The 25,855-nt window shown below is 59.4% G+C and carries 25 protein-coding genes; 7 read left to right on the forward strand and 18 right to left on the reverse strand.

Annotated elements, in window-relative coordinates; translation table 11 throughout:
- Positions 1-26: 26 nt before the first annotated feature.
- The gene (locus tag K7H22_RS17260; RefSeq protein WP_043872283.1) at positions 27-2,213 is read left to right on the forward strand and encodes a heavy metal translocating P-type ATPase; all 2,187 of its coding nucleotides are present in this window, start codon (positions 27-29) and stop codon (positions 2,211-2,213) included.
- 99 nt (positions 2,214-2,312) lie between these two features.
- On the forward strand, positions 2,313-2,789 hold the full coding sequence (locus K7H22_RS17265) for a L,D-transpeptidase family protein (protein ID WP_043872282.1): 477 nt from the start codon (positions 2,313-2,315) through the stop codon (positions 2,787-2,789).
- Between the two features lie 3 nt (positions 2,790-2,792).
- Here K7H22_RS17265 and phnE read toward each other — a convergent pair whose 3' ends face one another.
- The 4 genes from phnE to K7H22_RS17285 are packed head-to-tail and all read right to left on the reverse strand — an operon-like array spanning position 2,793 to position 7,085.
- Entirely contained in the window at positions 2,793-3,551 is a 759-nt protein-coding gene (gene phnE / locus K7H22_RS17270) for a phosphonate ABC transporter, permease protein PhnE (protein WP_009820129.1), read from the reverse strand.
- Positions 3,551-4,333 (reverse strand): phosphonate ABC transporter ATP-binding protein, encoded by a 783-nt coding sequence (locus tag K7H22_RS17275; RefSeq protein ID WP_045685196.1) that lies wholly within the window; start codon positions 4,331-4,333, stop codon positions 3,551-3,553. Before K7H22_RS17275 ends, phnE begins: the two co-directional genes overlap by 1 nt.
- The gene (locus tag K7H22_RS17280; RefSeq protein ID WP_230802116.1) at positions 4,330-5,193 is read right to left on the reverse strand and encodes a phosphate/phosphite/phosphonate ABC transporter substrate-binding protein; all 864 of its coding nucleotides are present in this window, start codon (positions 5,191-5,193) and stop codon (positions 4,330-4,332) included. The genes K7H22_RS17275 and K7H22_RS17280 overlap by 4 nt, the downstream gene beginning before the upstream one ends.
- A gap of 11 nt (positions 5,194-5,204) precedes the next feature.
- Positions 5,205-7,085 (reverse strand): cytochrome c peroxidase, encoded by a 1,881-nt coding sequence (locus K7H22_RS17285; protein ID WP_045685208.1) that lies wholly within the window; start codon positions 7,083-7,085, stop codon positions 5,205-5,207.
- A 94-nt stretch (positions 7,086-7,179) separates the two neighbouring features.
- Between K7H22_RS17285 and mntR the strand changes: the two genes are divergently transcribed.
- Entirely contained in the window at positions 7,180-7,650 is a 471-nt protein-coding gene (gene mntR, locus K7H22_RS17290; RefSeq protein WP_009820125.1) for a manganese-binding transcriptional regulator MntR, read from the forward strand.
- A 243-nt stretch (positions 7,651-7,893) separates the two neighbouring features.
- On the opposite strand, the gene K7H22_RS17295 is transcribed toward mntR, so the two are convergent.
- The 13 genes from K7H22_RS17295 to K7H22_RS17355 are packed head-to-tail and all read right to left on the reverse strand — an operon-like array spanning position 7,894 to position 18,449.
- Positions 7,894-8,886 carry a cytochrome c oxidase assembly protein gene (locus K7H22_RS17295; protein ID WP_040652273.1) on the reverse strand — a complete coding sequence of 331 codons (993 nt, stop codon included), beginning with the start codon at positions 8,884-8,886 and terminating at the stop codon, positions 7,894-7,896.
- Complete coding sequence (locus K7H22_RS17300) at positions 8,883-10,802, reverse strand: penicillin acylase family protein (RefSeq protein WP_274560848.1); 1,920 nt, start codon at positions 10,800-10,802, stop codon at positions 8,883-8,885. The genes K7H22_RS17295 and K7H22_RS17300 overlap by 4 nt, the downstream gene beginning before the upstream one ends.
- Before the next feature lie 24 nt (positions 10,803-10,826).
- Positions 10,827-10,994, reverse strand: a complete 168-nt coding sequence (locus K7H22_RS17305) for a hypothetical protein (RefSeq protein ID WP_043872279.1) — start codon at positions 10,992-10,994, stop codon at positions 10,827-10,829.
- On the reverse strand, positions 10,994-12,553 hold the full coding sequence (gene lnt, locus K7H22_RS17310; protein ID WP_230802118.1) for an apolipoprotein N-acyltransferase: 1,560 nt from the start codon (positions 12,551-12,553) through the stop codon (positions 10,994-10,996). The genes K7H22_RS17305 and lnt overlap by 1 nt, the downstream gene beginning before the upstream one ends.
- Before the next feature lie 8 nt (positions 12,554-12,561).
- Positions 12,562-13,056, reverse strand: a complete 495-nt coding sequence (lspA, locus tag K7H22_RS17315) for a signal peptidase II (protein WP_008282830.1) — start codon at positions 13,054-13,056, stop codon at positions 12,562-12,564.
- Positions 13,037-13,822, reverse strand: a complete 786-nt coding sequence (locus K7H22_RS17320) for a ZIP family metal transporter (RefSeq protein ID WP_230802119.1) — start codon at positions 13,820-13,822, stop codon at positions 13,037-13,039. The genes lspA and K7H22_RS17320 overlap by 20 nt, the downstream gene beginning before the upstream one ends.
- A 22-nt stretch (positions 13,823-13,844) precedes the next feature.
- Complete coding sequence (locus K7H22_RS17325; protein WP_008282828.1) at positions 13,845-14,303, reverse strand: DUF411 domain-containing protein; 459 nt, start codon at positions 14,301-14,303, stop codon at positions 13,845-13,847.
- A gap of 3 nt (positions 14,304-14,306) precedes the next feature.
- Complete coding sequence (locus K7H22_RS17330) at positions 14,307-15,680, reverse strand: M23 family metallopeptidase (protein ID WP_230802120.1); 1,374 nt, start codon at positions 15,678-15,680, stop codon at positions 14,307-14,309.
- On the reverse strand, positions 15,677-16,303 hold the full coding sequence (locus tag K7H22_RS17335; protein WP_043872276.1) for an SCO family protein: 627 nt from the start codon (positions 16,301-16,303) through the stop codon (positions 15,677-15,679). Before K7H22_RS17335 ends, K7H22_RS17330 begins: the two co-directional genes overlap by 4 nt.
- Complete coding sequence (locus K7H22_RS17340; RefSeq protein WP_230802121.1) at positions 16,303-16,770, reverse strand: copper chaperone PCu(A)C; 468 nt, start codon at positions 16,768-16,770, stop codon at positions 16,303-16,305. The genes K7H22_RS17335 and K7H22_RS17340 overlap by 1 nt, the downstream gene beginning before the upstream one ends.
- A 28-nt stretch (positions 16,771-16,798) precedes the next feature.
- On the reverse strand, positions 16,799-17,458 hold the full coding sequence (locus K7H22_RS17345) for a DsbA family protein (protein ID WP_008282983.1): 660 nt from the start codon (positions 17,456-17,458) through the stop codon (positions 16,799-16,801).
- The gene (locus K7H22_RS17350) at positions 17,455-17,877 is read right to left on the reverse strand and encodes a disulfide bond formation protein B (RefSeq protein ID WP_037239850.1); all 423 of its coding nucleotides are present in this window, start codon (positions 17,875-17,877) and stop codon (positions 17,455-17,457) included. The genes K7H22_RS17345 and K7H22_RS17350 overlap by 4 nt, the downstream gene beginning before the upstream one ends.
- A 5-nt stretch (positions 17,878-17,882) precedes the next feature.
- Positions 17,883-18,449, reverse strand: a complete 567-nt coding sequence (locus K7H22_RS17355) for an SCO family protein (RefSeq protein WP_008282981.1) — start codon at positions 18,447-18,449, stop codon at positions 17,883-17,885.
- Positions 18,450-19,067: 618 nt separating this feature from the next.
- Between K7H22_RS17355 and K7H22_RS17360 the strand changes: the two genes are divergently transcribed.
- The 4 genes from K7H22_RS17360 to ccmI are packed head-to-tail and all read left to right on the forward strand — an operon-like array spanning position 19,068 to position 23,245.
- Positions 19,068-21,059 carry a heme lyase CcmF/NrfE family subunit gene (locus tag K7H22_RS17360; RefSeq protein ID WP_008282980.1) on the forward strand — a complete coding sequence of 664 codons (1,992 nt, stop codon included), beginning with the start codon at positions 19,068-19,070 and terminating at the stop codon, positions 21,057-21,059.
- Positions 21,060-21,063: 4 nt separating this feature from the next.
- Positions 21,064-21,615, forward strand: a complete 552-nt coding sequence (locus tag K7H22_RS17365) for a DsbE family thiol:disulfide interchange protein (protein ID WP_027263707.1) — start codon at positions 21,064-21,066, stop codon at positions 21,613-21,615.
- Positions 21,612-22,097, forward strand: a complete 486-nt coding sequence (locus K7H22_RS17370; protein ID WP_037240132.1) for a cytochrome c-type biogenesis protein — start codon at positions 21,612-21,614, stop codon at positions 22,095-22,097. Before K7H22_RS17365 ends, K7H22_RS17370 begins: the two co-directional genes overlap by 4 nt.
- A complete protein-coding gene (gene ccmI, locus K7H22_RS17375) occupies positions 22,094-23,245 on the forward strand; it encodes a c-type cytochrome biogenesis protein CcmI (RefSeq protein ID WP_027263709.1) in 1,152 nt (383 codons plus the stop codon). Before K7H22_RS17370 ends, ccmI begins: the two co-directional genes overlap by 4 nt.
- 99 nt (positions 23,246-23,344) lie before the next feature.
- Here the strand turns inward: ccmI and K7H22_RS17380 are convergent, their stop codons facing one another.
- Complete coding sequence (locus tag K7H22_RS17380) at positions 23,345-25,447, reverse strand: protein-disulfide reductase DsbD family protein (protein WP_008282976.1); 2,103 nt, start codon at positions 25,445-25,447, stop codon at positions 23,345-23,347.
- Positions 25,448-25,855 lie beyond the last annotated feature (408 nt).

Genomic DNA, 25,855 nt, shown 5'->3' on the forward strand with positions numbered 1-25,855 from the left:
TTTCCGGTCTGGATTGTGCCGAAGAGGTGGCAATCCTGAATAGGGTGGTCGGTCCAAAAGTCGGCGGGACTGAGCATCTGGCGTTCGATGTCATCAATGGGCGGATGACAATTCTGGATACCGCAGTCGGGATTTCGGACAACGAGATTTCGCAACTGGTCGCGAGTACCGGCATGAGCGCAAAACCGTGGGACGCCGACAACGCAGCAGAGAATCAGGCCGCGCATCTGGCACGTCAAAAGCGGTTTACCGCGCTCAGCGGCGGCTTCTGGGTGGCAGGTTTTCTCTACCACATCGTCGAAACCGGCATGGGTGGTGCGCTCGGGCTATTCGCAGGGCACGGAGAAATGCCGATGCCACTCGCGGAAGCAGGGTTATTCGCGGTGGCAATTCTCTTCGGGGTCTGGCTGGTCGCGCCCAAGGCTTGGTCTTCCGCGCGACGGTTTTCCCCTGACATGAACTTGTTGATGGTGGTCGCAGTGGCGGGTGCCATCGGGCTGGGCGAATTCTTCGAGGCCGCGACGGTTGCGTTTTTCTTCTCACTTTCGCTTTACCTTGAGAGCTGGAGTGTGGGGCGGGCCCGCAACGCGGTATCGGCCTTGCTGGATCTGGCGCCGCCGACAGCTCGGGTGATCCGATCAGATGGCAGCGAAACCGATGTGCCTGCGGCAGAGGTCGCCGTGAACGATCGCTTCATTGTGCGCGGCGGCGACCGCATCCCCCTCGACGGTGAAGTGGTGGAGGGGGCGGGAGCCGTCGATCAGGCTCCCATTACCGGAGAAAGCGCGCTCGTGCCAAAGGAGCCGGGCGATGAGGTCTATGCCGGCACGATCAACGGCGAAGGCACACTGACGGTACGAGCGACCAAGGCAGCTTCCGACACAGTGTTGGCCAAGATCATCCGTCTGGTCGGTGATGCCCATGCCCGCCGCGCGCCGGTCGAGCAATGGGTGGCGAAATTCGCGCGCATTTATACACCCATCGTGATGGCGGTGGCGATCACCATCGCGGTGGTGCCGCCACTCTTGCTCGGCGGCGCCTGGGACTATTGGTTCTACAATGCGCTGGTCCTTCTTGTCATCGCATGTCCTTGCGCACTGGTCATTTCTACGCCGGTGTCCATTGTAGCAGCGCTGGCCGCTTCGGCGCGAGCAGGGGTGCTCATCAAGGGCGGCGCTTATGTCGAAGCGCCAGGGCGCACCACAGCGCTGGCGATGGACAAGACGGGAACGATCACCATGGGCGAGCCTGAGGTGGCGGCGGTTCACCCGCTGGGTGAAGCCTCCGCTCGCGAAATCATCACGCTGGCAGCCAGTCTGGAGGCGCGGTCCTCGCACCCGCTGGCACGCGCCATCCTCGCGCGCGCAGAAAGCGATGGTGTTTCCGTGTCTGCCGCAGAGGACACGCGGACCGTGCCTGGGCGCGGGCTCGAAGGACGCGCCGACCGGCGCGCGATCTGGCTCGGATCAGATCGGTTTGCCCAAGAGAAAGGTTTCAGCAATGCCATTCCGGCGGATCTTCGGGACCGGATCGAAGGGGCAGGCAGCACCCTGGTTGCCGTGGGTGACGAGACCGGCGTGACCGGCGTGCTGGAGCTTCGTGACCGCATTCGCCCCGATGCAAAGGGTATCGTTGCGCGTCTGCACGCGCAGGGTGTGAAGACAATCGTGATGTTGACGGGCGACAACGAACGCACCGCACGTGCGGTGGCGGCCGAGGTCGGCATTGACGAGGTGCGCGCCGAACTCTTGCCAGAAGACAAGGTGAAGGCCATCGAGGAACTGGTGGAATGCCACGATATGGTGGCGATGATCGGCGACGGCGTGAACGACGCGCCCGCAATGGCGCGCGCGCATTATGCCATTGCCATGGGGGCTGTCGGATCGGATGCGGCGATCGAAACGGCAGATATTGCACTGATGACCGACGATCTGGCTCGAGTGCCGTGGCTGATTACTCACTCTCGGCGGACAATGACGATTATCCACCAGAATATCGGTATATCGCTGGCAACAAAGGCGCTGTTCGTCGGGCTGACCGCGTTCGGGATGGCCTCGATGTGGGGCGCCATCGCTGCGGATGTAGGCGTTTCCCTGTTGGTGGTCGCCAATGCGCTGCGGCTTTTGAACGGCCATCGGATCAAGGACGGGCCTTCGGGCGGTGAACCGGTGGGCGAGCAGATGGCGAAGGGAGCACTGGCGCACGGTCATTGATCCGACGTCTTCGGTAGAGTAACCTCTGGCACCAACAGACCTCGCAAAAAGGGGCGTCGAGCAGTGACAAACACCAGATTTCCACGGCGCGCCTTTTTGATGGGCGGATTGGCCTCCTTCCTGTCAGGTTGTGCCAGCAAGTTCCGGTCTTACAACGGACCCGAAGTGACCCGGCTACGCATGTATAAGGCACAGCGGTTTCTGGTTCTGGACGGGGTGGATGACGTCTTGCGGACCTATCCCATCGGATTAGGCTTCGCGCCCGAAGGTCACAAGCAGTTCGAGGGGGACGGCCGTACGCCGGAGGGCTCCTACGTGATTGATCGGCGCAACCCGGAGAGCCTCTTTCACCTGTCGATTGGCATCTCATATCCCAACGCGGCAGACATCGCTTTTGCGCAGGCTCAAGGAAAGTCGCCCGGTGGCGACATTTTCATCCACGGAGGACCGCGCAAGGGGATCGACCCAATGAATGTCCGCGACTGGACGGCAGGCTGCATCGCCGTCACTGACCGCCAGATCGAGGAAATCTATGCCATGGTCAGGGACGGGACACCGATCGACATTTACGCCTAAGGATCAGGTGAAGCGGCGCCGCAGTGCGACGTTGATCGCCTCAATGGCCATGACCATGACGACGACCGCAATCGTGACGCTGGCGGCCTTATCATACTGGAAGGATCTCACGTAGGTCTGGATGTAGAAGCCGATCCCACCCGCGCCGACGATGCCGAGGATCAGCGACTCGCGCAGGTTCAGTTCGAACCGGAAAATCGTGTCGCGGGCAATGACTGGGGCCATCTGCGGCCAGATCGCATGCCTGAGCCGCACGAGCGGTCCGGCGCCGGCGCTTTCCAGTGCTGCGATCGGCGCGCGGGACACGCCGTCGATCGCCTCGGCATAGAACTTGGCGAGCATCCCCGTTGCATGAAAGGCGACCGCGATGATGCCGGGCAGCGGCCCGAGCCCGACAGCGCCCACCATAAGCATGGCCACGAGGATCAGCGGCACGGCCCGGATAAAGGCCAGCAGCGCGCGCACAGGGCCGAACACCATGCGCGAGACCATGGTCTCGGAGGCGAGGATGGCCAGAGGGATCGACAGGATCACAGCGCCGAGGGAACCGAGGATCGCTATTCTCAGCGTTTCCGCGCTGCCCTTCCTGATCTCGGCCATCACTGTCGGATCGGGCGGGAACATCCGCCCGAGAAAGTCAGCGATCCGCGGACCGGCCGAAACGAGACGCGACAACTCGACATCGGTCGTGGCGAAGGACCAGAGGATTGCGCCTGCGATCAGGGTGCTGGTCGCGAAGCCGCCGAACCTGCGGTGGCCCATCAGGACACCGCCCGGAGGCCGGAACCGGGCATCGGCTCTGCCTCCCGGTAGAGAGCCGCCGTCGCCTCGTCCTGCAACTCGGATGTCGGCACATCGAACACGATCCGCCCGTTCCGCATGCCGATGATGCGCTGCGCGAAACGCCGCGCCAGGTCGGGCTGGTGCGAGGAAAACAGCGCCGTTGCGCCGCGCGCTTGCGCCGCCCCGGTCAGCATCGCCAAGACCTCCCCAGCGCGGGTGGGGTCGAGGTTGCTCACCGGCTCGTCGGCGAGGATCAGCCGTGGCTCCTGCGCGAGACACCGCGCAATGGCCACGCGCTGCCGCTGGCCGCCGCTGAGACTGTCGACCCGGCGTTCGGCGAGATCGGCAATGCCGCAATCAGTGAGGGCTGTGCGCGCAATGTCGAGATCATGTGGCCTTGGCGACCCCAGCAGGGCGCGCAGGGGCGCCATCCGGCCTAGGCGGCCGTTGAGCACGTTGCGCAGAACCGTGGAGCGTTCGACCAAGGCGAATTCCTGAAATACGAAACCGGTATCAGGTCGGCTTGCGCGCGGCGGCGGTTGGTCTGGATCGAGCGGCGCACCCAAGACTGAAACGCGCCCGCGCCAGCCGTGGAGCCTGCCATCGAGCAATGCCAGCAGCGTTGTTTTTCCTGCCCCGGACGGGCCGAGCAAAGCGACGCTTTCGCCGGTCGAAATCGTAAGCGAGACTCGCTCCAGCGCCGGAACACTCCCGCCCGGATGGGCAAAGTTCAGGTCGTCGATCCGGATGGCGGTGGTCATTCCAGGAGCCCATATCGCCGTGCCATGTCGCGCACGCCGTCATAGGCGGCAGGGTCGGCCCTGACATAGCCGTCCGGCCCGTAGAGATAGCGCAGCTTGTCGCGGTTCTCGGGCTCGTTGAGCCGCAGCATCGCGTTGGTGAAGCGGTCTTGCACCTCGGCATCCAACCCGGGTCGCGCGATCACGACATGGCTGGGGATTGGCGGGCTTTCCGCGATCCATGTCACCTGTGCTTGCTGCTGCGGCGTCAGGAGCAGGTCGGCATACTGGCTGGCACCCGCAGCGTCGACCAGACCTTCGGCCATCGCCTGCATGGCCTGCTGATAGCCGCCTGCGAAGAAGACGCGGCCGAAGAATGCCTCCGCCGCGCCTGGGCCGTCGATCAGCCGAGCCTCGACGAATTCGGCGAGCGGGTAGAGATAGCCCGATTCCGAGATCGGATCGGCGAATGCGATGTCGCGTCCGCGCAGGTCTGCAAGCGCGCCGATGCCACTGTCGCGACGCACGAAAATGCGTCCCGTATAACTCGGCGCGTCGCGGTAGACCTCGGAGAGAAGCGGCACCGCGCCGATCTCGGCCTCGGCCAGAACGAAGGGCAGGGCGCCGATGAAGGAGATGTCGGCGTCGCCGTTTCTCAGCGCCTCGACCGCCGCCGCATGGTCGATGGTGACGAACCCTTCGACGGGGACGCCGATCTCACTGGCCAGCCAGCCGCTGATGGCCTCTATGTCGCCCAGGAGCTTCTCGGGGTTCTCCTGCGGGATGAAAGCCAGCCGCAACGCAGTGTCCTGCGCGGCCAGCGGGGTTGCGAGCGATACTGCGCCCGCAGCGGCCAGCGCCAACATCGTTCTGCGGTTCATATGGATCGCCATCAGAATGCCCTCTCTTCGATTGCGTCGGCTTCGGACTTGAACGCGGTCCAGCTTGTTTCGGCAGCCACCCAGTCATCAGTACGAACGGCGTCACCAACCTCGGCCAGACGTTGGGCCAACGCGTAGACTTCAGGCCGCGCAGCCAGGTTCGACATTGTGCTGGCGTCCGCCGAAAGGTCCGCGGCCACGGTGTCGGTCAGCAGCAGGATATGTTTTGCATCCCGCTGCGGCAGCAGCGTATCAAGCGTCGAGGCGAAGGTCGTCAGTTCGGAGAATGCCAGCCGGAAGGCGGTGTTCTCGGCGTCGAATGCCTCATAGGGCTCGTCCGCTGCGCCCACGGTCTCCAGATAGGCCGTCAGGTCGGCCCGTTCCGCTCCGGTCAGGCCGAGCGACTTCGATTCGTCGAACCAGTCCACGACAGCGGCCAGGGTCGGCAGCGACCCGTCGTGGAAATAGGGCGCGGTGTAGACGGTGCCGAGCAGCGTGGGTGTATCCATCGCACCGGTGCGGGCGCCATCGTAGGCCAACGCAACCGAGCCGATATCATGGGCCTGCCGGTCCAGGAAGTTCGTGTCCGGGACGTGGCAGCTGGAGCAGGAACGGTCGCCGAGCGCCGCGAAGGGTGTATTGAAGATCGCTTCGCCGCGCTGCGCTGCCTCGGGAGCGGCTTCGGTCAGCTGACCATCCGGTGTCAGCATGGAGTTGGGCAGGAAGTCGAATTCGAGCATGTAGGCGAGCAGAGCATCCAGCATGAAGGGCGTCGGTTCATCGCCGCCGAACTCGTTGACGATGACGTTGCGGGTGAAATCGCGCAAGGAGGCGAAGCGGCCATCGCGGCCGTAGGGCCCGGTGAAGCGCAGGCCACGGAGGCTGGGGATGTCAATCGGATCATCACGCCGGTCATTGAAGATCGGGTTGAAGAAGGCGCCATCGACATCGATCGCGCCTGGTTGATGGCTCGCACCCGGAATGAAAAGCCTCTGGTTAACGTCCGATCGGTTGTGACAGGTCGAACAAGCGACCCCGAGACCCTGCGCCGGATTGCCAAAGATTTGCGCGCTGTCGAATAGCATGTCGCCATAGGCCACCAATGGCAGGTCGGTCTCGTCGATGCCCTGCTCCTCGAAATTGAGGACGAGGCGCGGCAGCGGATCCTGATCGAAGATGTCAGACCCCGGCGGCAGGCTAGGCGGCACCTCGATGGTGCGGCCACTCAGGACAACAGTTTCCGGCAGCGCGCTCAGCGTCCGGCGCGGCGCGAAATCGTCAACGAGGTAATTCTCGGCGAGATAGAGGGAGATGACTTCGCGCGCGGCTTCCATGGTTTTGCGACTCGCGGGTGTGGCACCAGCACCAAGAACACCGGCGGAACCTGTGCTGCTGTTGAGTTCCAGCCAGGCGAGGCCGATGCGTCTCGAAGCGTCGGGATCAGCAGCCGCGATACCGTCCGCGAACGAGCGATAGAGTTCTCGGGCTGTCCGCACGGCCTGCTGCGCACGTGCAGGGTCGTCGGCCATGACTGCTCGGTCCAGTTCCTCGTCGATCCGGCGCGCGATCAGCCGCGTCGCCTCGGCAAAGACCGCCTGGCGGTCTTCGCGAGTGATGGCGTCCAGAAGGGGGGCGGGTCCGATGTCGCTGTTGCCGTCCAGCCATGCCAATGCACCAACAGAGAATTCCGAACCCCGGTAGGGTTCGGCCCAGGCGGTCCCGACGTCATCCCAAGGCAGCGGTTCGAGATTTCCGAGGAAGAGAGTCAGCCGGTAGGCCGCCGCCTCGGGAAGCCATGGAGCCTCCTTGGCAGGCGTCGCAGCGACAGGTCCGGACAGGACGAGCGCACTTGCGAGTGCGACAATGAACGCTCCAAGGAATTTCTGAATCACCGCAGTCTCCGAATTCAAAAGTTAGACACGGCTAATTTATCTACCCTAAGCAAACAAGTTGTCAATCCTGCAGTTTCCCTGCAAAGTCCCAACTATGACAAAGCTGCAATCACAGGAACATGAACCGTTCGAAACTGTCGACAGGGCTCCCGAAGCACAGGCTGAGGGGTTCGCGACCGTGCGTCAGGCACATGAGAGCGAAATGGCGGAAGATTACGTTGAACTGATCGCCGAACTGATCGAGTCGCGCGGAGAGGCAAGGCCGGTGGAAATCGCCGAACGTTTTGGAGTGAAGCCGCCGACCGTGACCAAGAACATCTCGCGGCTCAAAGCTGCTGGCCTGGTGCGGCGGGAACCTTACCGCGCCATATTCCTCACGGATGCCGGTCGGGAGTTGGCCGAGGCCTGCCGCCGACGACACAGGATCGTCGTCGCGTTTCTCCTCAGCCTGGGAATCGACGAAGAGACTGCGGAACGCGATGCGGAAGGGATCGAGCATCACGTCAGCACGACCACGCTGGAGGCCTTCGAACACGCCCTCCTGCAATCTCAAAGCGGCAAGTAGCGCAGCATCAAGTTCTCGCGAAATTCAGAAAAGCAAGACTCAGGAGGCGGCGGCGTCAGCAGTCAAAGGCTGGTGGGTTGGCATTTGTTCTGATGGTCAACCTTAGTGCAGAAAATCGTTCGTGTCCTCTGAGCTTGGCCAGCCCGAGATAGTGTGCCCAAAATCTCTGACTGCGACGACGGTGCAGCGAGAATGTCGATCGCGGGAAAAGACGTGGATACAACCTTTGATTTGCTCCTCTGTTCAAAGCGCATAGACAATTGTCACCACCGTCGTCATGACGATGAAGAACATGACCAAGGCACCTATGGCGAGCGTCCGGCCCATGTCGCGGTTTGGCTCTGCTACTTTCAGACGCAATTCTTCGGCCGTTTCCGGAAACTCGAGCGCCGCGGAGTTTGACCCTCGCACCAACTCGTATCGTGAATTCCAGCGACGCACCTCGGCCGCGTTCCACCCGTTCATGACCAGAATGATCGCGGCGATCATCAGCATCGAGGACGGGACCCAGATCGTGTAGCCACCCATGGTTTCGTCGGACAGGGGATCGAGAAACCCGGTTCCCGCCGTTTGGTAGGAAGCATAGAGGCTCACCTCTTTGAGTGTCGTCAAGGAACCCAGAAAAATGTTTGAAACGATCACCGCGAAACCGGAGATCAGCCTTGCGCCGCGCCTCGCGCCCTCAGGGGGATCTCTCGGGTCGAAGAGCATGCCGAAATACCAGATCCCTGCCAGCACCATCGCAAAATGGGCGAACACCTCGATCGCCGCGATGCGCTGAGCAAGTCCGTAAAGCACTGGAATCTGCCAGATAAAGAGCGACGTGATGAGCGCGGCAGTGGCGGTTACCGGATGTGCCAAGAACCGAAATGCAAAAGATTTTCCAAGAGCGTCGAGGTATCGACGCCACCGTCTGTTCAAACCGGCTTGCAATAATCGCCACGGCTGAGAGACCGCGAAGAGTAGTGGTCCTGCAAGGCGGAGGAGAAGGTGCTCCACTTGGTGCACCGAAAAGAGGCTATGCCCCAACGAAGCCAGAGGCGCATTTGTGGCCGCGAGAATGCAGGTCAAGCCAGCGAGGAACAGGGCTTGCCGCCACATAGACACCGTCCCGCGAATGCGAGCGGATCGCACGAGGCCGCGCATGTAGACCCATGCGGCCAAGCTGACGGAAACAAGGGACACTGGCGAAATCGCATACCCAAACGGGTCGAAAAGGAGGAAGTAAGTGATCATCGGCTCCTGTCATTTTGTATTGTCGGCGTATCGACGGATACCGGTGAAAGTCGGGATGTTCCCACAGCGCCACCCCGGGCCAAGGACAGATCAGTGGACATCGTGAGATATTTGCCCTGCATCCACATGAGAAAAAGGTTTTCATAGAAACGTGAGAGCGGGTGGCCGGACTGACCGGCTGGCGCGATGAAATAGGATCCGGCTTCTTCCGAAAACGACATGACCGCCTGAAAATTGGTGCCCGCGCTGGCCGCGAAGGGGCGGTCATTGTCAGAAGATAACAGCGTTGCAATCAGTGTGTATGGATCGCCCGAAGATGGGGCTTCGAGAGACAGCAGATCGCTGATGATCCCACTCGATCGGATTGGCGCCCACCCCATATTCAAAGCGTGTGCTTCGCCCCAGACCCAATCTGACGGATCGGGTCCGTAGCGGTCGACAAGCCAGCCGATGGCATCATCCAGGGCCGCACGAACCTGATCCTGGCAGGTCTCGATGCGGGTGGACGGGCGGATGTCGCACCAGATTGCGCTCCCTCCGCGATCTGAAAGCACCGCAAATAGGATATCGGCATTTGGCCTGGCCCAGACCGTTGTCGCGGATGGAAATTCATCCTGAAGTATCCGTTTTTGCAACGCGCGCGCCCAGGCCCAGAACACGAGCGGTTCCGGTGAAAAGCGATCCATGTCGCCATTCCATTGGGCAAGTTGACCCAGAATATCGCTGCGAAACTCATCTGCGCGGTTCTCTTCGAGAGCGCCTGCGGAACCCACGAACCAGAGCTCTTTTGCCATTATAGGAAGAAGCGCCCGCGCGGCAGTGCTGACCGTGTCGCGCTGCGCCGCAATCGCGCCCTCGACCGAGAATATCGGTTGCCGCACATCAAGAGCTGCCAGACGGGCGTCTCGAAACGAGAAAGGCGTTTCGACCTCCCTGTCAGGCCAGCGAGCAAGGATTTCTCGGCCGATGGCAAGAATCTCCAATCCGGCTGGTGCCAGGTTCATGCTTGCGTCCATAGCATCGTTCACATCGGCGGACCGCGCCAGACGGTCAAGCATCATCAGAAAATTGCCGGCCTTGGCAGCGGTGGGACTCACTGGCTCTTTAAGGGCAGTCAGTGACAGAGATCGGAACGCCCAAGCGACGCGTTCGCTGCGACCGACGACAATGAAGGGCACACCCGGCATTGTAGCCCCAATCGCGGCTCCGGTCGGGAGTTGAATATCCGCCAGGTACCATTCAGAAGGCAGCGATAAGGGGCCACGTATATCGGCGGCGAGAATTGGTGCTCCCGAAGCTGTTCTGTCTCCAGGCAACGCCCAAGCATCGAGGCTGACCTTGGGCGAGGTCACAAACAGCTCGGGCAAAAGAGGTCGATCTGACAAGCCGGACAGGTCACTCTGGCGTCTCTCGGGTTGAAGATCGTTCAGAAACGCTTGGGCAAGTCTGAGACTATCGACGGGTCTCCAGGCAGCGATCATTCTCTCATCCGCGATCAACAGATCGGGTGAGCCTCTGCCGCGCCCGCCTTCGGATACCAGACCAAGCCACGCGTTGACACCAGCGGCATATGCGTCGAGCGCTTGGGCTGTCGAAGGCTCGACTTCGATCGTCTGGTCAAGTGGCAACAAGGCTTGCGCTGCCCGCCTTGCCCTCAATAACTGGCCAAGCCTGTCCTGAGCGTGAACGAAACCAAGCGCGAAATAGGCGTCCGCAGCGGAGTCTGCAGAAATGTGCGGTATGGCCGCAGCATCTCGCAGAATATCGACTGGACCTTCGATTCCCGCAACACTGAAATCCTCGTCATAGTCGGGGACGGAGGCGCGCAAAAGAAAGTAGACGACACCGGATACGGCCAGTCCTGATGCAAAAATCGCCAGGAGCAAGTACAGTAATATGTTGAACAGTCGTTTCAATTCGTTGCCGGTGCCAAAGCAATCTCAAGACGTGATGCGCAAGAGGATCACCGAGGCGAAAAAAGCGAGTAGGCCGAAAGCAATACCGAAGCCTGTCGCGTATTGAAGTATATCCAGGCGGTTCCCTTTCTGCCGTTGCGCCAGATAGCCACCCCAGAGCGCCCCTCCGACAAAGCCTGCGAGCACCAGCATCACGATTCCTCCGATTTTGATTTTTCTGAATTGAAACGTCGTCTGGCCGATCCGACGGTAAAGGCTAAGGCCCAGACCGCACAGATGAGCGCCAGCGATGTCCAATCACCGAAACGTGCGTAAGGTGTAGGCGCAAGCGCTGTCGGCAGGGTGGCATCTATGACTCCAGTTTGTCCGGTCTCGAGGCGCGCGATGATCTCTCCCTTGGCGTCGATGATCGCGGAAATCCCCGTGTTGGCCGCCCGGACCACAGGAAGCCCTTCTTCGACCGCGCGCATGCGCGCGGAGGCGAGGTGCTGCTCGGGGCCGATGCTGGTACCGAACCAGGCATCATTTGTTGCGTTGAAAATCCAGTCGGGGCGAAAAAGGTCATCGACCACCTGGCCCGGAAAAATGATCTCGTAACAGATCGCCACCGCGACCAGAGGCGCACCCGGGATCGCCAGCGTGCGTGGCCCTGGTCCTGGCGTGAAATCGCCCAAACCTTCGGTGAGCCGCTCGATCGGCAGCCAGCCTCTCAGGGGCACATATTCCCCGAACGGAACAAGATGATGTTTTGCATATCCCGTCAGAATTTCGCCGTTGCCGTCATAGGCTTGAACCGTGTTGAAATATCGGGTTTCCCCATCGCCCTCTACGCGGTCAGGCACTCCTGTCAAAAGGATCCTGCCGTCTGGCAGAACCGTGGATAACCGCCTGCGCGCCAAGGCGTCCTCGTCCAGAAAACCGGGAAAGGCCGTTTCCGGCCACAGCAGCAGGTCGAAGCGTCCAGGTTGCGCAGACAAGCTCAAGTATTTTTCCAGTGTTCGCTCGCGGCTGCCCGGTGCCCACTTCTCGACTTGCGGCACATTGCCCTGGACGATGCGCAAAGCGATGTCCGTCGGCGGCACATCCGTCCCTGAACGCAGCGCGCCGCCACCCCAGAGGCCCATCACCGCAGCGGCGAAGAGCACGAGAACAGGCACGCGTCTGTTTGGTGCCGCCACAATCAACACACCGGGCAACAGCCCGATAAAGACCGTGAGAAAGCTTAGCCCATAGCTTCCGACCCAGGCGGCCGGTTGGCGCAGGGCGGCATGTTCGACAAGAGCATAAGCGGCAAGGTTCCAGGGAAACCCCGTCAGGACATGACCGCGCAGCCATTCTGCGGCAACCCAGCAGGTTGCAAGCAGAAGACCTGCCGTAATGCCGCCGACAGCACGGCGCTGCATGATGGTGGCAAATAACATCGCCGCAATCGCCGGGAAAATGGCCAGTCCGGCGGACAGTCCCGCGACTGCCGGGATCGCAAGGGCACCGAAACGTTCGGCATCGACGTAGAAGCTCTCGGCGATCCAGGAAACTCCAAACCCGAACTGGCCCATTCCGAAGACCCAGCCGATGAAGAAGGCGGGCGCTGTCGAAACCTGCCGGAGGACGAGAAAGAGTGCTGAGAAGGCGACCGGAACAACGATCAGCCATGAGAATGGTGGAAGGGTTAAAACCGTTAAACCGCCCGCTGCAAAGCTAATCCCTGATCGCAGGGGAATGTAACGGCCACGACCCGTCAGTGGTCGCAAGCCCGCCATCATGTGCCAGTTTTCAACTTGGCGCTCAACCAAGGGGCTATGAGCAGTAGGCCCACGCCACTGACCACGAAAACATCCGCCATGTTGAAGGCGGGCCAATGCGTGGATCCGACATAGAAATCGAGGAAGTCCGTCACACTCCGAAACCGGATGCGGTCGAGGACGTTGCCGAGCGCGCCACCGATAATCGCACCATAGGCGATAGCCTCAACCGGGTTGGCAGTGCGCACCAACATGACGGTCAACCAGCCGCAGACAGCGAGGGCCAACGCCGTAAGGCTCCACCATGGCGCGCCACCAAGTAATCCGAATGTCACGCCATCGTTGCGCAGGTAGATGAGATTGAAACCGGGAAAGACCGGAATTCCGGCGCTCAAATCTGCCGCATTGGCGACGACAATTGCTTTTGTCACCTGATCGACAAGAAAAGCAGTTCCAGCCGCAATGAAACCTTGGAAATGGGTCAGTTTCATCTCATCCTCCCAGCCATACATCGAGGAACAACATGATCACGAGGCCGGCTGCGAGACCGAGTGTCGCCCTGTTTTGATGGCCTGAACGGTGGGTTTCGGGAATGATTTCGTGGCTGATGACGTAGAGCATCGCCCCGGCGGCGAAGGCGAGCCCCCATGGCAACAGCGGCTGCGAGATGCTGATGATCCCAGCCCCAAGAAGCCCGCCTACCGGCTCGACAAGACCTGTCAGGGCGGCAATCCCCCACGCACGGCGCCTGGAATAACCCTCACCAAGCAATGAGACCGCTACGGCGAGACCCTCGGGAGCGTTTTGCAGCCCGATGCCAATCGCAAGCGGCAAGCCACCAGACAGACCGTCAGCCCCAAACCCGACACCAACGGCGAGTCCTTCGGGGAGATTGTGGATCGTGATCGCAATGATGAAGAGCCAGACGCGGCGCAGCGAAGCAGCGTCTGGGCCTTCCCGCCCCGTCTTGAAATGCTCATGCGGCAGCCATTCGTTCATCAGAGCGACCGCGCCCATGCCAAGCAGGATCGCAACACAAACGATGGCCGCCGGGAGAGCACCGTTGTCGAACTGTCCTTCGGCTGCATCGAGAGCCGGGATGATCAGCGAGAAAAACGAGGCCGCGAGCATGACACCCGCTGCGAAGCCAAGTAGCAGATCGCGTGTAGCCCGGGATGGGATGCGCCCGAAAAGAACGGGGATCGCCCCGACCGCGGTCAGCGATCCGGCGGCCAGGCTTCCAAGAAAGCCAAGGGTAATTGGGGAGAAGGGTTCCAAGCGCTGAGGTCTCGCCGATACGTCAGTCAGCGGCCGAATAACTGCTAAAGATCTCGGTCGATCCATCGCCGCGGATCAGGAAGACCTCATAAGCCTCACGATCGTCTTCCGGTCCCATGCCCGGCGATCCATAGGGCATTCCGGGCACCGCCAACCCCACTGCATCTGGACGCTCATCCAACAAACGCTGAATGTCTGATGCCGGTACATGTCCTTCGATCACGTAGCCGTCGACCAAAGCCGTATGGCAGGAGACCATGCGCTGAGGCACGCCATTGTCGAGTTTGAAGCGCACAAGAGATCCCCCGAACATGTCCTCGCCTGTCGGCGCGAATCCGCTTTCCTCGAGGTGCTTCATCCAGGACAGACAACAGCCGCAGCCGTTTGTCTTCCGGACATCAATCTGGATCGCATCGGCGACAGCTTGCGCCGCGGGGAACAAGGCCAGCGTGACTGCAAGGGCGAGAGCCAGTCGTTTCATGGATTAAAGCCTTTCGGTTGTTGTTTGCATAAATTCGCTGGTGAGCCTCTCGGCCAGTAGCGTGCGTGCCTCAGCCAATCGCTCAAGTGCAGCCGTGTCATCCGCATCCCGCTCGGCCGCCTCTGCCAGTCGGTCGTCTGAGAGAGGATCCGTCGGGCGACCATCGACAAGAACCTCATAATGCAGATTGGGGCCGGTCGCGGTGCCGGTCGCACCGACGCGACCGATCATGTCTCCGGCCATCACGCGCTGCCCTTGTTCGAGTGTGTCCGGCACCTCGCTGAGATGTGCGTATCGTGTCAGGGTGTCGGATCCATGCGCTATCTCCACCACCCGGCCATATCCACCGCGACGTCCGATGAAGCTCACGCGTCCGGGCGCCGTCGCTTTCACCGGCGTACCGCTTGCTGCAGCAAAGTCGACGCCGGTGTGCATGCGCACATTCCCATAGACTGGGTGTGTGCGACGGCCAAAGACGGAACTCAGCCGCGCTCCTTCCACCGGTTGGGCAAAGACACGCAGGACCTCTCCATCAACATAGATCGTCGCTTTGCCGCTGCCGTCATCCGGCCAGACGATCTCGTAGACCGTTTCACCAAGATTCAGTGCGGCAAAGGCAAGTTCGGGCTGACCGATCCTCTCGTTTCCGTCGCGCGCTTCGCGCCAAAGAAGACGCATCGTCTCGCCACCGGAAAGTTCGCGTCGAAAATCCACTGTGCCGCCCAGCATCTGCGCCATGTCGACCGCAAAGCGAGCAGGGATGCCCGCCTTGTCCAATGCCGCGAAGACAGAGCTTTCGATCACTGCCTCGCCCGCGAACGTCACCATTTCAGGGTCTGGCTCCAACACGCGTGTGACAAGTTCCTGACCAAAGACCGTTTCGATCCGCACCCCATCGTCAACTGCCAGTTCCACGCGGCTCGGATTTCCGTCCACCTTTGAGATCACAGTGATCTCATGGCCCGGGCGCAATCGGCGCAGGTCATATTCTGCACCAAGCGCGAGCGCGATTTCGGCACGCGCAGGCGCAGCGATACCCGCGTTCGCCAGGACCGCATCCAGCGTCTCGCCCGACGCGATCTCACGCGACCAGGTTATCAAAGGCGGTTCAATCTCGGGCAAGGCGGTTTCTGCGAAGACGGATTGCAAGAGCGGCAGAGGTCGCATTGGGCTAGCATTGTCGGCGTGAAATGCAGCGGGCGGTGTCACATCGTAGTCGGCGATCTGAGGCATCGAGAGCGGATCGGGAGTCCAGAGGGTCGCTTCAGCAATCGCAGGAGGCACTGGCTCTTTAGAAAGAACGCCAGAAATGGCGATGGCGGTCAGCGAAAAAGCGCCTGCGACCACAGCGCTCGCCAAAACAATTCTAATCTTCATGTTGCCCCCTCTACGTCTTCTGTCAGTGCACGCCGGATCTTCGGCACTGCGAATTCTCTTGGCTCGTGATAGTCAATCATGGTGACGAGTTCACCCTTGGCATCGAACAGGAATACGCTTGCCGTATGGTTCATTGTATAGTCGCCGCCTTCGGTCGGGACGCGCTCATACGAGGCACGAAATCCTTCTGCAGCGCGGGCAACCTGGTTTGCCGGCCCAGTCCAGCCGCGAATAGCCGGATGAAAATAGCCGACATATTCGGCCATGGCCTCGACCGTGTCCCGCTCCGGATCGACTGTGATGAAGACCACGTTCATCCGCGCGGCGTCGTCCCCGAGATCTTCAAGCCAACCTGAGATATCCGATAACGTCGTGGGGCAGACATCCGGGCAGTAGGTGAACCCGAAAAACACCATGGTCGGGCGTCCGATCAGGGTTTCCGGGCCCACTTCATTGCCTTCGTGATCGGTCAGTCGGAAATCCATCGCCGACAGGGGGAGAGGCCTTTGGCCGGCCGGTTTTGGTGCACCGGGACCATCCACCCGCCACCAACCGACGCCGAGCATCAGAGCGACAGCGCCTACACCGGCTGCACCGTATTGGACCACATGTCGACGCTGCATCAGCTCTCCGGCCCGCGCGCGGCGATCCCCAGAATTGGGACCTCAACAGTCACTTCACCACCGTCCGAGAACGTCAGTGTCAGTGGGAAGGTCTCGCCTTCGATCATCGGGTTTTGCAGCTTCATGAGCATGGCGTGCAGCCCTCCCGGTTCCAATGCTACGCTTTGGCCCGGTTCAATCGTGATTTCGTCAGCAGGCGCCATAGAACTGACGCCGTCGGCGTTGGTTTTCGTCTCATGGATCTGGGGCATCACGGCCAGTGGTGTTGTAAGCCCGGTCAGCGTGACCGTGTCTTCACCGGTGTTGCGCACAGTCATATAGGCCGCACCAGGGCGGTTGACCCCGATTGAAGCACGGGACCACGCGTTTTCGACGACCACATCCTCCGAACCGGCAAATGCCGGAGTCGACATGCCCGAGAGTAGCAAGACAAGGGGCAAACCATTGATGTAAGATAGTTTTGTCATGAAGAATTCTCCTGTATCTGGCCGAGCATCAACTTTGGCTGGCCGCAACTTCCGCCGCCACCAGTCGCCGCAGTTCTGCCTCACCAAACGGGTCCAATGGCTTGGCGTTGACGAAGAACGTGGGCGTTTGTCGAACGCCAACCGCTTCGACATCAGCGCGGTCCTGATTGAGCACGGCCACGACACCGGGGGCCAGCATCTGTGTCCGAGCAGCTTCGACATCCAGACCACCGCTTGCGGCAATCTCAAGGATCAAACCCGGTGCCGGAGTGCCATGGGACGCCCATCGCGGCTGCTCGCGCAGGACCGCTTCCAGCACGGGTTCGAACACATGCTGCATCCGCGCAGCTTCGAGAACACGGATCGCTTCCACCGAAGCGTCCCCGTGAAAGGCAGTGTATCGAATGACGACACGGACCGCATCACCGTGCTCAGTCATGATATCCTTGACCACGGGATAGAAGGCGCGGCAGGCCTCGCAAGCTGGATCGAAAAACTCGACAATCGTGACAGGTGCCGTTTCGGGGCCGAGGATCGGGGAATAGGGCCGGATCAGCACATCGTTCACTTCAGGCGCGACAGGGACTGCCTCTGCAATGGGTTGGGGGCGGGTGGCATACCAGGCCGCGCCGCCAAAACCTGCGGCACCAACAGCCAGAACGGATAGAACGAGACCGCGTCGATTCATGTTTGTTTTTCCTTCAGTGAAATGGCCGACAGCACCCCGATCATCGTGAAGGCGACAAGCGCCATCAGCGGAATCGGAATGCCGAAGACCACCTGGTTGTCGTCGGTACAAGAGGGGCCGGTCGCCTTGCAGGGCTGGATCGCCTCGGGGATCAGCCCGACATAGAGGCCGATGTGATACAACGCCACCGCCGCCCCCCCAAGCGCCAGCGCAACGCCATAGCGCCCCACGCGAGGATCTTGCCACCACAGCCCGAGCCCAAGAACGACAGCCAGGGGGAACATGAAGGCGCGCTGGAACCAGCAAAGGACGCAAGGCGTTTGACCAAGAACCTCGCCAATAAAGAGCACGGCAAGCGATGAGATAAGCGCAATGATCCAAGCAAGAACAAGGGCCGTTTCTCCGGAAAGTCGGGTCATGGCGATCAGATCCTCTCTCTCAGATCCGCAAGGATCTCTTCGGCGGGTGTGCCGTAGGGCCAGGAATCGGCGAAGCCCGCCTGCGGATCAAAAAGGAACAGGTGCGATGTGTGCCCCATTGTATAGCCATCCGGCGCGCTGGCCTCTTCGATCCGTTCGAAGTAGATCGGAAAGGTTTCAGCGGTCTCAGCGATCTGATCGGATGTTCCGGTCAGACCGATGATGCCTGCATCAAAGCGCGGCACAAAGTCGGCAAGAGCCATTGGCGTATCGCGTTCGGGATCAATCGAGATGAAGATCGGCTGCACTTTTGCGGCATCCTCGCCAAGTCCATCCATGACCGCCGCCACCTCTGCAAGCGTCGTCGGGCAGACATCTGGGCAATTGGCGAACCCGAAGAACACAAGCATCCAGCGACCCGCAAAGTCCTCTTCGGTGCGGATCATGCCCATATGGTCCGTCAGTTCGAACTGCGCAAGGAAAGGTGGTTCGGTCTCGGCTTGGGAAATATCGGCGCGGTAGTCCGCCCACAGTAACAGCCAGATGAAAACGAGCGCCGCGACGCCCGCCAATACCCATAGCACTTTTTGAAGACCTGAAAGCTTCACGCCGCTCCGCCCGAATTTGATTCTATATTTTAAGCGCGTTTACACCCTCTAGCTACTGTAGGTTCAAGCGTGATTCTTGCCCTGCGGCAGCACGTCACGCACCTGTGAAGCTAATGCTCTCTATTCAGCGCTTCAAAACCTGCCGTCACTCAATGTTTCGCTGCTTCGTCTGACCCTGCAGGTGGCCATCAAGGGAAGGCAACGGCAATTTCCGCTAAATCCGACGCCTGCGGAAACCGGGCCTGCAGATACAAAGCTGCTACGCAGATGCACTGCAAGCATGGGTCATTTTTTAAGGTATCAGTCTAAAATAACGCTTGAACCTACAGCGACTACAGGAACTACAAAGGACGCGAATCAACTGTCGGATCCTGCTCACGGCATGCACGCGCAAAGAACTTCATCCCATTCGGTTTTCCGCCCAACCCCAACTCGGTTGCGATTCACAGAAGCGAACACAGGCGGAAAGTGGAGAATGTCGCGATATGATCTCACTAGAATGGACGATGAACATGCTGAACTATCCCGATGCGGAAACCTTGTCCGGCTCGGATGCAGAAGCGCTACTCAGGAGGACGCAAAATGACACCTGAGATCGGACAATTCGCCCTTACCCTCGCGCTTGCCGTCGCGATTGTTCAAAGCATCTTGCCAATTGTCGGAGCAAGCACGGGACGCGTGCTTTGGATGGAAAGTGCAAAGACAACAGCGGTGCTTCAGGTGACGTTAGTTGCAATTGCGTTTGGCGCGCTCATGCGCTCCTTTGTTGTCAGTGATTTCACGGTTCGAAACGTGGTTGAAAATTCCCACTCTCTGAAGCCGATGATCTTCAAGGTTGCCGGCACTTGGGGCAGCCACGAAGGGTCTCTAGTTCTCTGGACCTTTATTCTCGTACTTTTCGGGGCTGGGGTCGCGCTGCTGGGCAGAAACATTCCGGTTGGTCTCAAAGCGCGAACTCTATCCGTTCAAGCCTGGATCAGCGTCGGTTTCCTGAGCTTCATGCTCTTTACATCCAATCCGTTCGAGCGGGTGTTTCCGCCGCCTCTGGATGGCACAGACCTTAATCCTCTGCTGCAGGACATCGGGTTGGCGATGCATCCCCCGCTCTTGTATTTTGGGTATGTCGGCTTCTCGATCGTCTTCTCCTTCGCGGTCGCGGCTCTGATAGAGGGTCGGGTGGATCCCGCATGGGCGCGTTGGGTGCGGCCTTGGACTCTGACGGCCTGGATCAGCCTCACTGCGGGGATCGCACTCGGCTCTTGGTGGGCCTATTACGAACTTGGCTGGGGCGGCTGGTGGTTTTGGGACCCGGTGGAAAACGCATCCTTCATGCCATGGCTGCTGGGTACGGCACTCCTGCACTCCGCTATCGTCACGGAAAAGCGGGACACGTTCAAAAGCTGGACCATTCTTTTGGCCATCCTGACCTTTTCACTGTCACTTCTGGGGACATTTATCGTCCGATCCGGCATTTTGACATCCGTTCACGCGTTCGCGGTCGACCCGGCGCGCGGCGTGTACATTCTCGGCCTTCTTGGCGTAACCATTGTCGGCTCACTGACACTTTACGCATGGCGCGCGCCTCAGCTTGGATCGGGTGGCGTATTTCGGCCGATTAGCCGCGAGGCGGGGCTTTTGCTCAACAACCTTCTGCTCGCGACCGCAACGGCGACCGTCCTTTTTGGAACACTCTATCCGTTGTTTGTGGAAGCGGTGACTGATGAAAAGATCTCTGTAGGACCACCGTATTTCAACGCGACGTTTATCCCTTTCATGCTGCCGCTAGTCATCATCATGGGAATTGGCCCATTCCTGTCTTGGAAACGGGCCGATCTTCCCGGTATCTGGCAGCGGCTGCGTTTGGTTTTTGGTATCGCGATTGGTGTTGCGGGGATCGTTTGGTACCTTCAGACAGACGGGCCCCTGCTTGCAGTGGTCTCAATAGGGATTGCAGCCTGGGTTTTTGTTGCAACGTTGCGCGAATGGGCGTTGCGCATCAAGCTCTTTGATTTACCCCTTTCACAGTCGCTGCGTCGCGCGCGGAACTTGCCGCGCGCTGCGCACGGTATGACGCTCGCGCATCTTGGCGTTGCAATGCTTGTGCTTGGGTTTGTAGGTTCCACAGCCTGGAAGGAAGAACGTGTTCTTTTCGCAGAACCGGGGACGACCGTGGAAATCGCCGGTTTTGAGGTAATATTCGACGGTGTCGAACGGTTGCGTGGTCCAAACTACATCGCACAACAAGGCCAGCTTCGCGTCTTGAAAGATGGACGGGAGATTACGCTTCTTCGTCCAGAGCGCAGAAACTATCCAGTTGCGGGGACGTCCACAACCGAATCTGCAATCCGATCAACGCTCAGAGGTGATCTCTACGTCACCATCAGTGAGCCTGCGACCGAAAAGGCGTCGGGCCAGTGGAATTTGCGCATTCTCTACGAACCACTGGTTAATTGGATATGGATCGGAGCGACGATGCTGGTGCTTGGCGGGTCCCTTTCGCTATCGGACCGCAGATTGCGGGTGGGTGCGCCGTCGCCAAAAAGCCGGTCGTCAGCGCTTCAACCGGCGGAATGATATGATGAAGAAAATCCTTCTCGCGATGCCAGCGCTGGTCGCAGTGGTCTTGGGTGGATTTTTGTTCTGGGGGCTCAACCCAGACCGAGATCCTAACGCAATTCCTTCCGCTTTGGTCTCCGAACCAGTTCCGGATTTTGAGCTTCCACCGGTAGAGAGCACGCAGACCCCCGGACTGTCGGCCGCAGCCCTTCGTAGCATTGGCGAGCCGGTTTTGGTCAATGTATTCGCTTCATGGTGCGTGCCCTGTCGTGCTGAGCATGCGGTGCTAACCAGGCTTGTTGAACAGGACGGTGTTCGGCTGATGGGGATTAACTACATGGACAAACCAGCAGATGCCGCAAACTGGCTGGAGGAGCTTGGCAACCCCTATGAGAGGATCGGATCAGACAGCGAGGGCCGGGTCGGTATCGAATGGGGTATTTCGGGGGTGCCTGAGACGTTTGTGATCGATGCGAACGGTATCGTAGTCTATCGCTACGTTGGTCCCATTGTGACGCCAGAGGCACAGGATGAAATTCGTGCTGCGTTGGCCGCAGCAGGTGGTCAATCATGAAGAGTTGGCTCTATTCACTGGTGCTGATGCTTGCCGCAACAACCGCGGCATGGGCTGTGGAGCCAGATGAGTTGCTGGATGATCCGGTGCTTGAGTCGCGCGCCCGGGAGCTCTCAAAGCAGCTACGCTGCGTTGTCTGCCAGAATCAGGATATCGATAGCTCAAATGCGGGTGTTGCCCGAACGATGCGCACCTTGCTGCGCGAACGTCTGATTGCAGGTGAAACAAATGACGAGATCATTGCGTTTTTCGTAGATCGATATGGTGACTTCGTCCTGTTCAGGCCGCGACTGAAACCCGCCACGTATCTGTTGTGGTTCGGACCAGCGGTTCTTTTTGCCGTTGGGATTGGCGTTGTCTTTGTCACAATCAGGTGCCGAAGCAGGGCCGTTCTTGATGGCACTGCTGATCCACTGAGCCCCGATGAAGAGCGTGAGTTCGAAGCCATTTTTCATGAAAATGAAGGACGGAGAGACCCATGATTTGGTTGGTGTTAGGCGCGATGGCATCCATCACTGTCCTTCTGTTCTTGTCCGGTCTCTATCGAACGGGTGAAGTCCTGAACAGAAAGGATGGAGCGTTGGTTATCCTCAAGGATCAGCTTTCCGAAATTGATACTGATCAAGAGCGGAATCTGATATCCGTTACCGAGGCCGACGCGGCCAGGGTTGAAATCAAACGCCGCATTCTGGCTGCCGGTCGGCTTGCGACACGTGAATCGTCGCGCGCAAGTGGGCGAAGCACCATCTTCGCGTCCGCCATTGCCACGCCATTGGTAGCCTTCGCTCTGTATTCTCAAATCGGCTCGCCACAGATCGAAAGCCAGCCTCTGGCGTCTCGCGCATCTGAAACCCAGGAAGCCGCAAACCTCTCAGAGTTGACCCAGAGACTAAAAACCCGGCTTGAAGCAGACGAGTCTGGTGGACCAAGTGATGGTTGGGTTCTGCTCGGTCAGACCTATATGCGTATGGCTCGTTACGATGATGCCGCCGATGCATTCGAACGCGTCACTGTCCGCGACAATGCAGATATCTCAACCCTATTGCTATATGCCGAGGCCTTGATCGCAGCCGAGAACGGGATCGTGACGCCGCAAGCGGAAAGCGTGATCGAACGCGCATCGGAGATGGACCCCGATGATCCAGGCCCAATTTTCTATAGAGCCCGGATCCTCGAACAGGACGGGGTTCCAGATGAAGCGAGGACGCTTTTGATCGAGCGCCTCAAGAGAGCGGATCGCGCCTATCCGTGGATGGAACTTTTCCTGTCTGTCGCCAACCGATTGGGGGAACAGGTTGGAGAGAGCCCTGTCACCCTAGCTGATTTCTTTCCGGACTCTCGGGACGCGCGTAGCCCCGGTGCGGCCGATATCGAGGCCGCTCAGGACATGTCGGTCGAGGAACGCAGCGCTTTCGTCCGCTCCATGGTTGACCGCTTGGCGGCGCGATTGTTGGATGACCAAGACAATCTTGAAGGATGGCTTCGGCTTGCGGAGGCGTACAGTGTATTGGGTGACTTTGATGCTGCCCAGAACGCCGCCGACAATGCGCGCACCTTGGCCGAAAGCCTTCCGGAAACCGACCCTATGCGTGCCGCCGCCACGGCCCGATTGGATCGGATCAACAAATAAATTGGGGCCGCGTGGTCTCAGATACATAACAGCTTTCCTTTCACCTGAAACTAAACCACTGTAGGTTCTGCCTCCCTTGAGCAATGCAACGGCACTATGTCATCGTTTTCGGACAGCGCTGAGATTGGCAGCCGACAGTGCTTCGAGAACGGCATCCGCAGATAGTAGTTCAGATAAAATGATACCTTCAGGAGCATCTGGACCGTAGACGATGTTGAGCGGAATTGCGTATCTGCCGTGCGCCTCGAGATAGGATTGGATTTTCGCGTCCGGTCGCGTCCAATCCGCGCGCATCGCAATCACGCCTTCCTCGCCAAGTGCTCCCAAAACTGGTTCACGATCCAGGACCAGGGTTTTGTTTGCTTTACAAGTGATGCACCAATCCGCAGTAACGTCCACGAAGACAGTTTTGCCCTGCGACACTTCACGCGCGATCCGGGACCGGTCGAACTCGACCCAGTAAGAAGTGATCGAGGCTGTTACATCATCGGAGCTTTTTGGCAGCAGTGCAGGGGCCGCCAACGTCATGCCCAAAACCGCAGTCATTCCCCACAGCAAACCGTTACGAGGCTGAACCTGATAGGCTCTCGCCGCCAGTACGATGAGCCCAAGACCCAGCAGCACCAGGCCTGTGAGAGTTGGCGACGTCACACCAATCAAGACCCAGCATAGCCATGCAACGGTTCCGGCAAGCAGCAATCCGAGAACGATCTTCACGCTTATCATCCAGGGTCCCGGTTTGGGCAGTCGAGACAGGAAACCAGGCCAAGCGGCAACCAGAATATATGGCAGTGCAAGCCCAATCCCCATCGCTGTGAAAACCGCAAGTATATCGCCTGTCGTGCCAGAAAGGGCGAAGGCAATGGCTGTCCCCAGCAACGGGGCTGAACAAGGCGTTGCAAGTATCGCAGCCAGAGCGCCGGTGGAGAAGTCTTCGGCATACCCCCGCCCAAAGCGGCCAGATAGCCTAACCATCCAGCTGCTGGGCAAAGAAATTTCAAAAACTCCAAACAAATTTGCCGCAAAGAGTCCGACAACGAGAATGAGTGCAATTAGGAAATATGCATTCTGAAACTGCACACCCCATCCAACGGCATATCCGAGCGTCTGCAGCGCTATGACCGCCAAGGCCAGCACCCACATAAAAGCAACAGTTCCCACAGCCGTAGCGAGAAATCCCGCGCGCAATTGTGAAAGGGAGCGATTCTTCATTCGGAGCGCCGACCCGAACTTAATCGATAGAACTGGCAAGACGCATGGCATTGCGTTCAGTATCAACCCTCCCAGGAAGGACAGCAAGAGAATCGGGAAAAACTGACCCCTATCTTGGCTGGTCTCGGATGCGTAAGGTGGCGCAGGTACAACGTCGGTAGTGTTCACATCATCGAATGTAACCGCGACACCCTCGTCTACGACCGTAATTCGAAGGGAGGTTTGTTCCTCGCTTAACGCGAGAATCGGGATACTTGCCCAGAGACCGGTGCGATCACTTGTAAGGCGGATGTCGGGTGCGCCGAATGCAGAGCCTGCACCAAACTCTGGAAAAAGATCGGGATTGTTCCAGCCAGAAGGCCGCGTCATTTGAACAACCAATGCCTGATCCTGCTTCAGCGATGCGCCCGAGACCGCTATTGCACTTTCTGGCCCTGCAACAGGTACGCGAGCGGCCCATGTCGCGATATCGGTCGCGGCTTTCGCATCGACGCCCGTTCCCAATGGCACAGGGAGTGTCAATTCAAACCTTTCCGGAATGCACACATTGGAGCAGATCAGCAGATCGACGAGTCCCTTCAGCTCGGCCGCTCTATCAGAGTTCGCAAGCCGCAACTGCAATGGAAATATTACTTGTTTGGCATAGCCGAAATTTTCAATTCCGAAGGCGCGGAAACGCGTGGGTGCGGGCCAAAGCATGTCGACGGATTCAAGGTTTGTGGACCCCTCCCAATCGATCTCTGGCGGCAGGCCAACCTCGCCTGGCGACCGCCAGTACGCTTTCCATCCTTCCTCCAGTTCAATCTTCAAACCCGCCGAAAGGAACTGCGATCCTGGGGCGATTCCTGCTTCCGCGACGATCAAACGTGCCGTCAGAACTTCGGAACGATACGCATTGGATTCCAAGGCGCGAACAGGGCTTGCCACAAAAACAAGAAAGAGTGCGAGACTGATAAGCAATCCCTGATACCCTGCCAAGGTTGTACGCATATTCTGACCTCTTTTTCTTCGCGCTCAGTCTCGGGAAGTTACAGCAACGTGCTAGTCCCGAACGCCTTTGTGACGGCGTCGACCCCTCAAACAGTGGGCAGAGCCAAGACTCCGACCAACTAGGCGACAGCGATGCTCGTCTGGGCTTCCTACAAAACAGTCGTTTTTCCGCGTCGAACGCAAGCTGGACCCGCTCTCCATGGTGTCGCGCTCTCAGGCTAGCGCCGTTTCAAGGTTAGTCCTTTTTTGTCTGTTCACGATACTTACGATAGTGCGCCCGTCGAGACCCGATGCTGGGCGACAAAATAGTCGCACCACAACAACGACCAGATGAAAACGAGCGCCGCCACACCCGCCAAAACCCGTAGTACTTTCTGAAGACCTGATAGCCGCACGCCGCTCCGCCCG

The sequence above is a fragment of the Seohaeicola saemankumensis genome, assembly GCF_021021435.1.
In the GTDB taxonomy this organism is placed as follows: Bacteria; Pseudomonadota; Alphaproteobacteria; order Rhodobacterales; family Rhodobacteraceae; genus Seohaeicola.

Excerpts from the sequence above, each read along its gene's own strand:
- K7H22_RS17295 (WP_040652273.1), bottom strand. The coding sequence starts at position 8,886 with ATGATCACTTACTTCCTCCTTTTCGACCCGTTTGGGTATGCGATTTCG.
- K7H22_RS17365 (WP_027263707.1), top strand. The coding sequence starts at position 21,064 with ATGAAGAAAATCCTTCTCGCGATGCCAGCGCTGGTCGCAGTGGTCTTG.
- K7H22_RS17335 (WP_043872276.1), bottom strand. The coding sequence starts at position 16,303 with ATGCAGCGTCGACATGTGGTCCAATACGGTGCAGCCGGTGTAGGCGCT.
- K7H22_RS17275 (WP_045685196.1), bottom strand. The coding sequence starts at position 4,333 with ATGACCACCGCCATCCGGATCGACGACCTGAACTTTGCCCATCCGGGC.
- K7H22_RS17325 (WP_008282828.1), bottom strand. The coding sequence starts at position 14,303 with ATGAAACGACTGGCTCTCGCCCTTGCAGTCACGCTGGCCTTGTTCCCC.
- K7H22_RS17360 (WP_008282980.1), top strand. The coding sequence starts at position 19,068 with ATGACACCTGAGATCGGACAATTCGCCCTTACCCTCGCGCTTGCCGTC.
- K7H22_RS17340 (WP_230802121.1), bottom strand. The coding sequence starts at position 16,770 with ATGACAAAACTATCTTACATCAATGGTTTGCCCCTTGTCTTGCTACTC.
- K7H22_RS17380 (WP_008282976.1), bottom strand. The coding sequence starts at position 25,447 with ATGCGTACAACCTTGGCAGGGTATCAGGGATTGCTTATCAGTCTCGCA.
- K7H22_RS17370 (WP_037240132.1), top strand. The coding sequence starts at position 21,612 with ATGAAGAGTTGGCTCTATTCACTGGTGCTGATGCTTGCCGCAACAACC.
- mntR (WP_009820125.1), top strand. The coding sequence starts at position 7,180 with ATGACAAAGCTGCAATCACAGGAACATGAACCGTTCGAAACTGTCGAC.
- K7H22_RS17280 (WP_230802116.1), bottom strand. The coding sequence starts at position 5,193 with ATGAACCGCAGAACGATGTTGGCGCTGGCCGCTGCGGGCGCAGTATCG.
- K7H22_RS17305 (WP_043872279.1), bottom strand. The coding sequence starts at position 10,994 with ATGCTGGTGCTCGCAGGCTTTGTCGGAGGGGCGCTCTGGGGTGGCTAT.
- K7H22_RS17330 (WP_230802120.1), bottom strand. The coding sequence starts at position 15,680 with ATGAAGATTAGAATTGTTTTGGCGAGCGCTGTGGTCGCAGGCGCTTTT.
- lspA (WP_008282830.1), bottom strand. The coding sequence starts at position 13,056 with ATGTATGGCTGGGAGGATGAGATGAAACTGACCCATTTCCAAGGTTTC.
- K7H22_RS17345 (WP_008282983.1), bottom strand. The coding sequence starts at position 17,458 with ATGAATCGACGCGGTCTCGTTCTATCCGTTCTGGCTGTTGGTGCCGCA.
- phnE (WP_009820129.1), bottom strand. The coding sequence starts at position 3,551 with ATGGGCCACCGCAGGTTCGGCGGCTTCGCGACCAGCACCCTGATCGCA.
- K7H22_RS17265 (WP_043872282.1), top strand. The coding sequence starts at position 2,313 with ATGGGCGGATTGGCCTCCTTCCTGTCAGGTTGTGCCAGCAAGTTCCGG.
- K7H22_RS17350 (WP_037239850.1), bottom strand. The coding sequence starts at position 17,877 with ATGACCCGACTTTCCGGAGAAACGGCCCTTGTTCTTGCTTGGATCATT.
- ccmI (WP_027263709.1), top strand. The coding sequence starts at position 22,094 with ATGATTTGGTTGGTGTTAGGCGCGATGGCATCCATCACTGTCCTTCTG.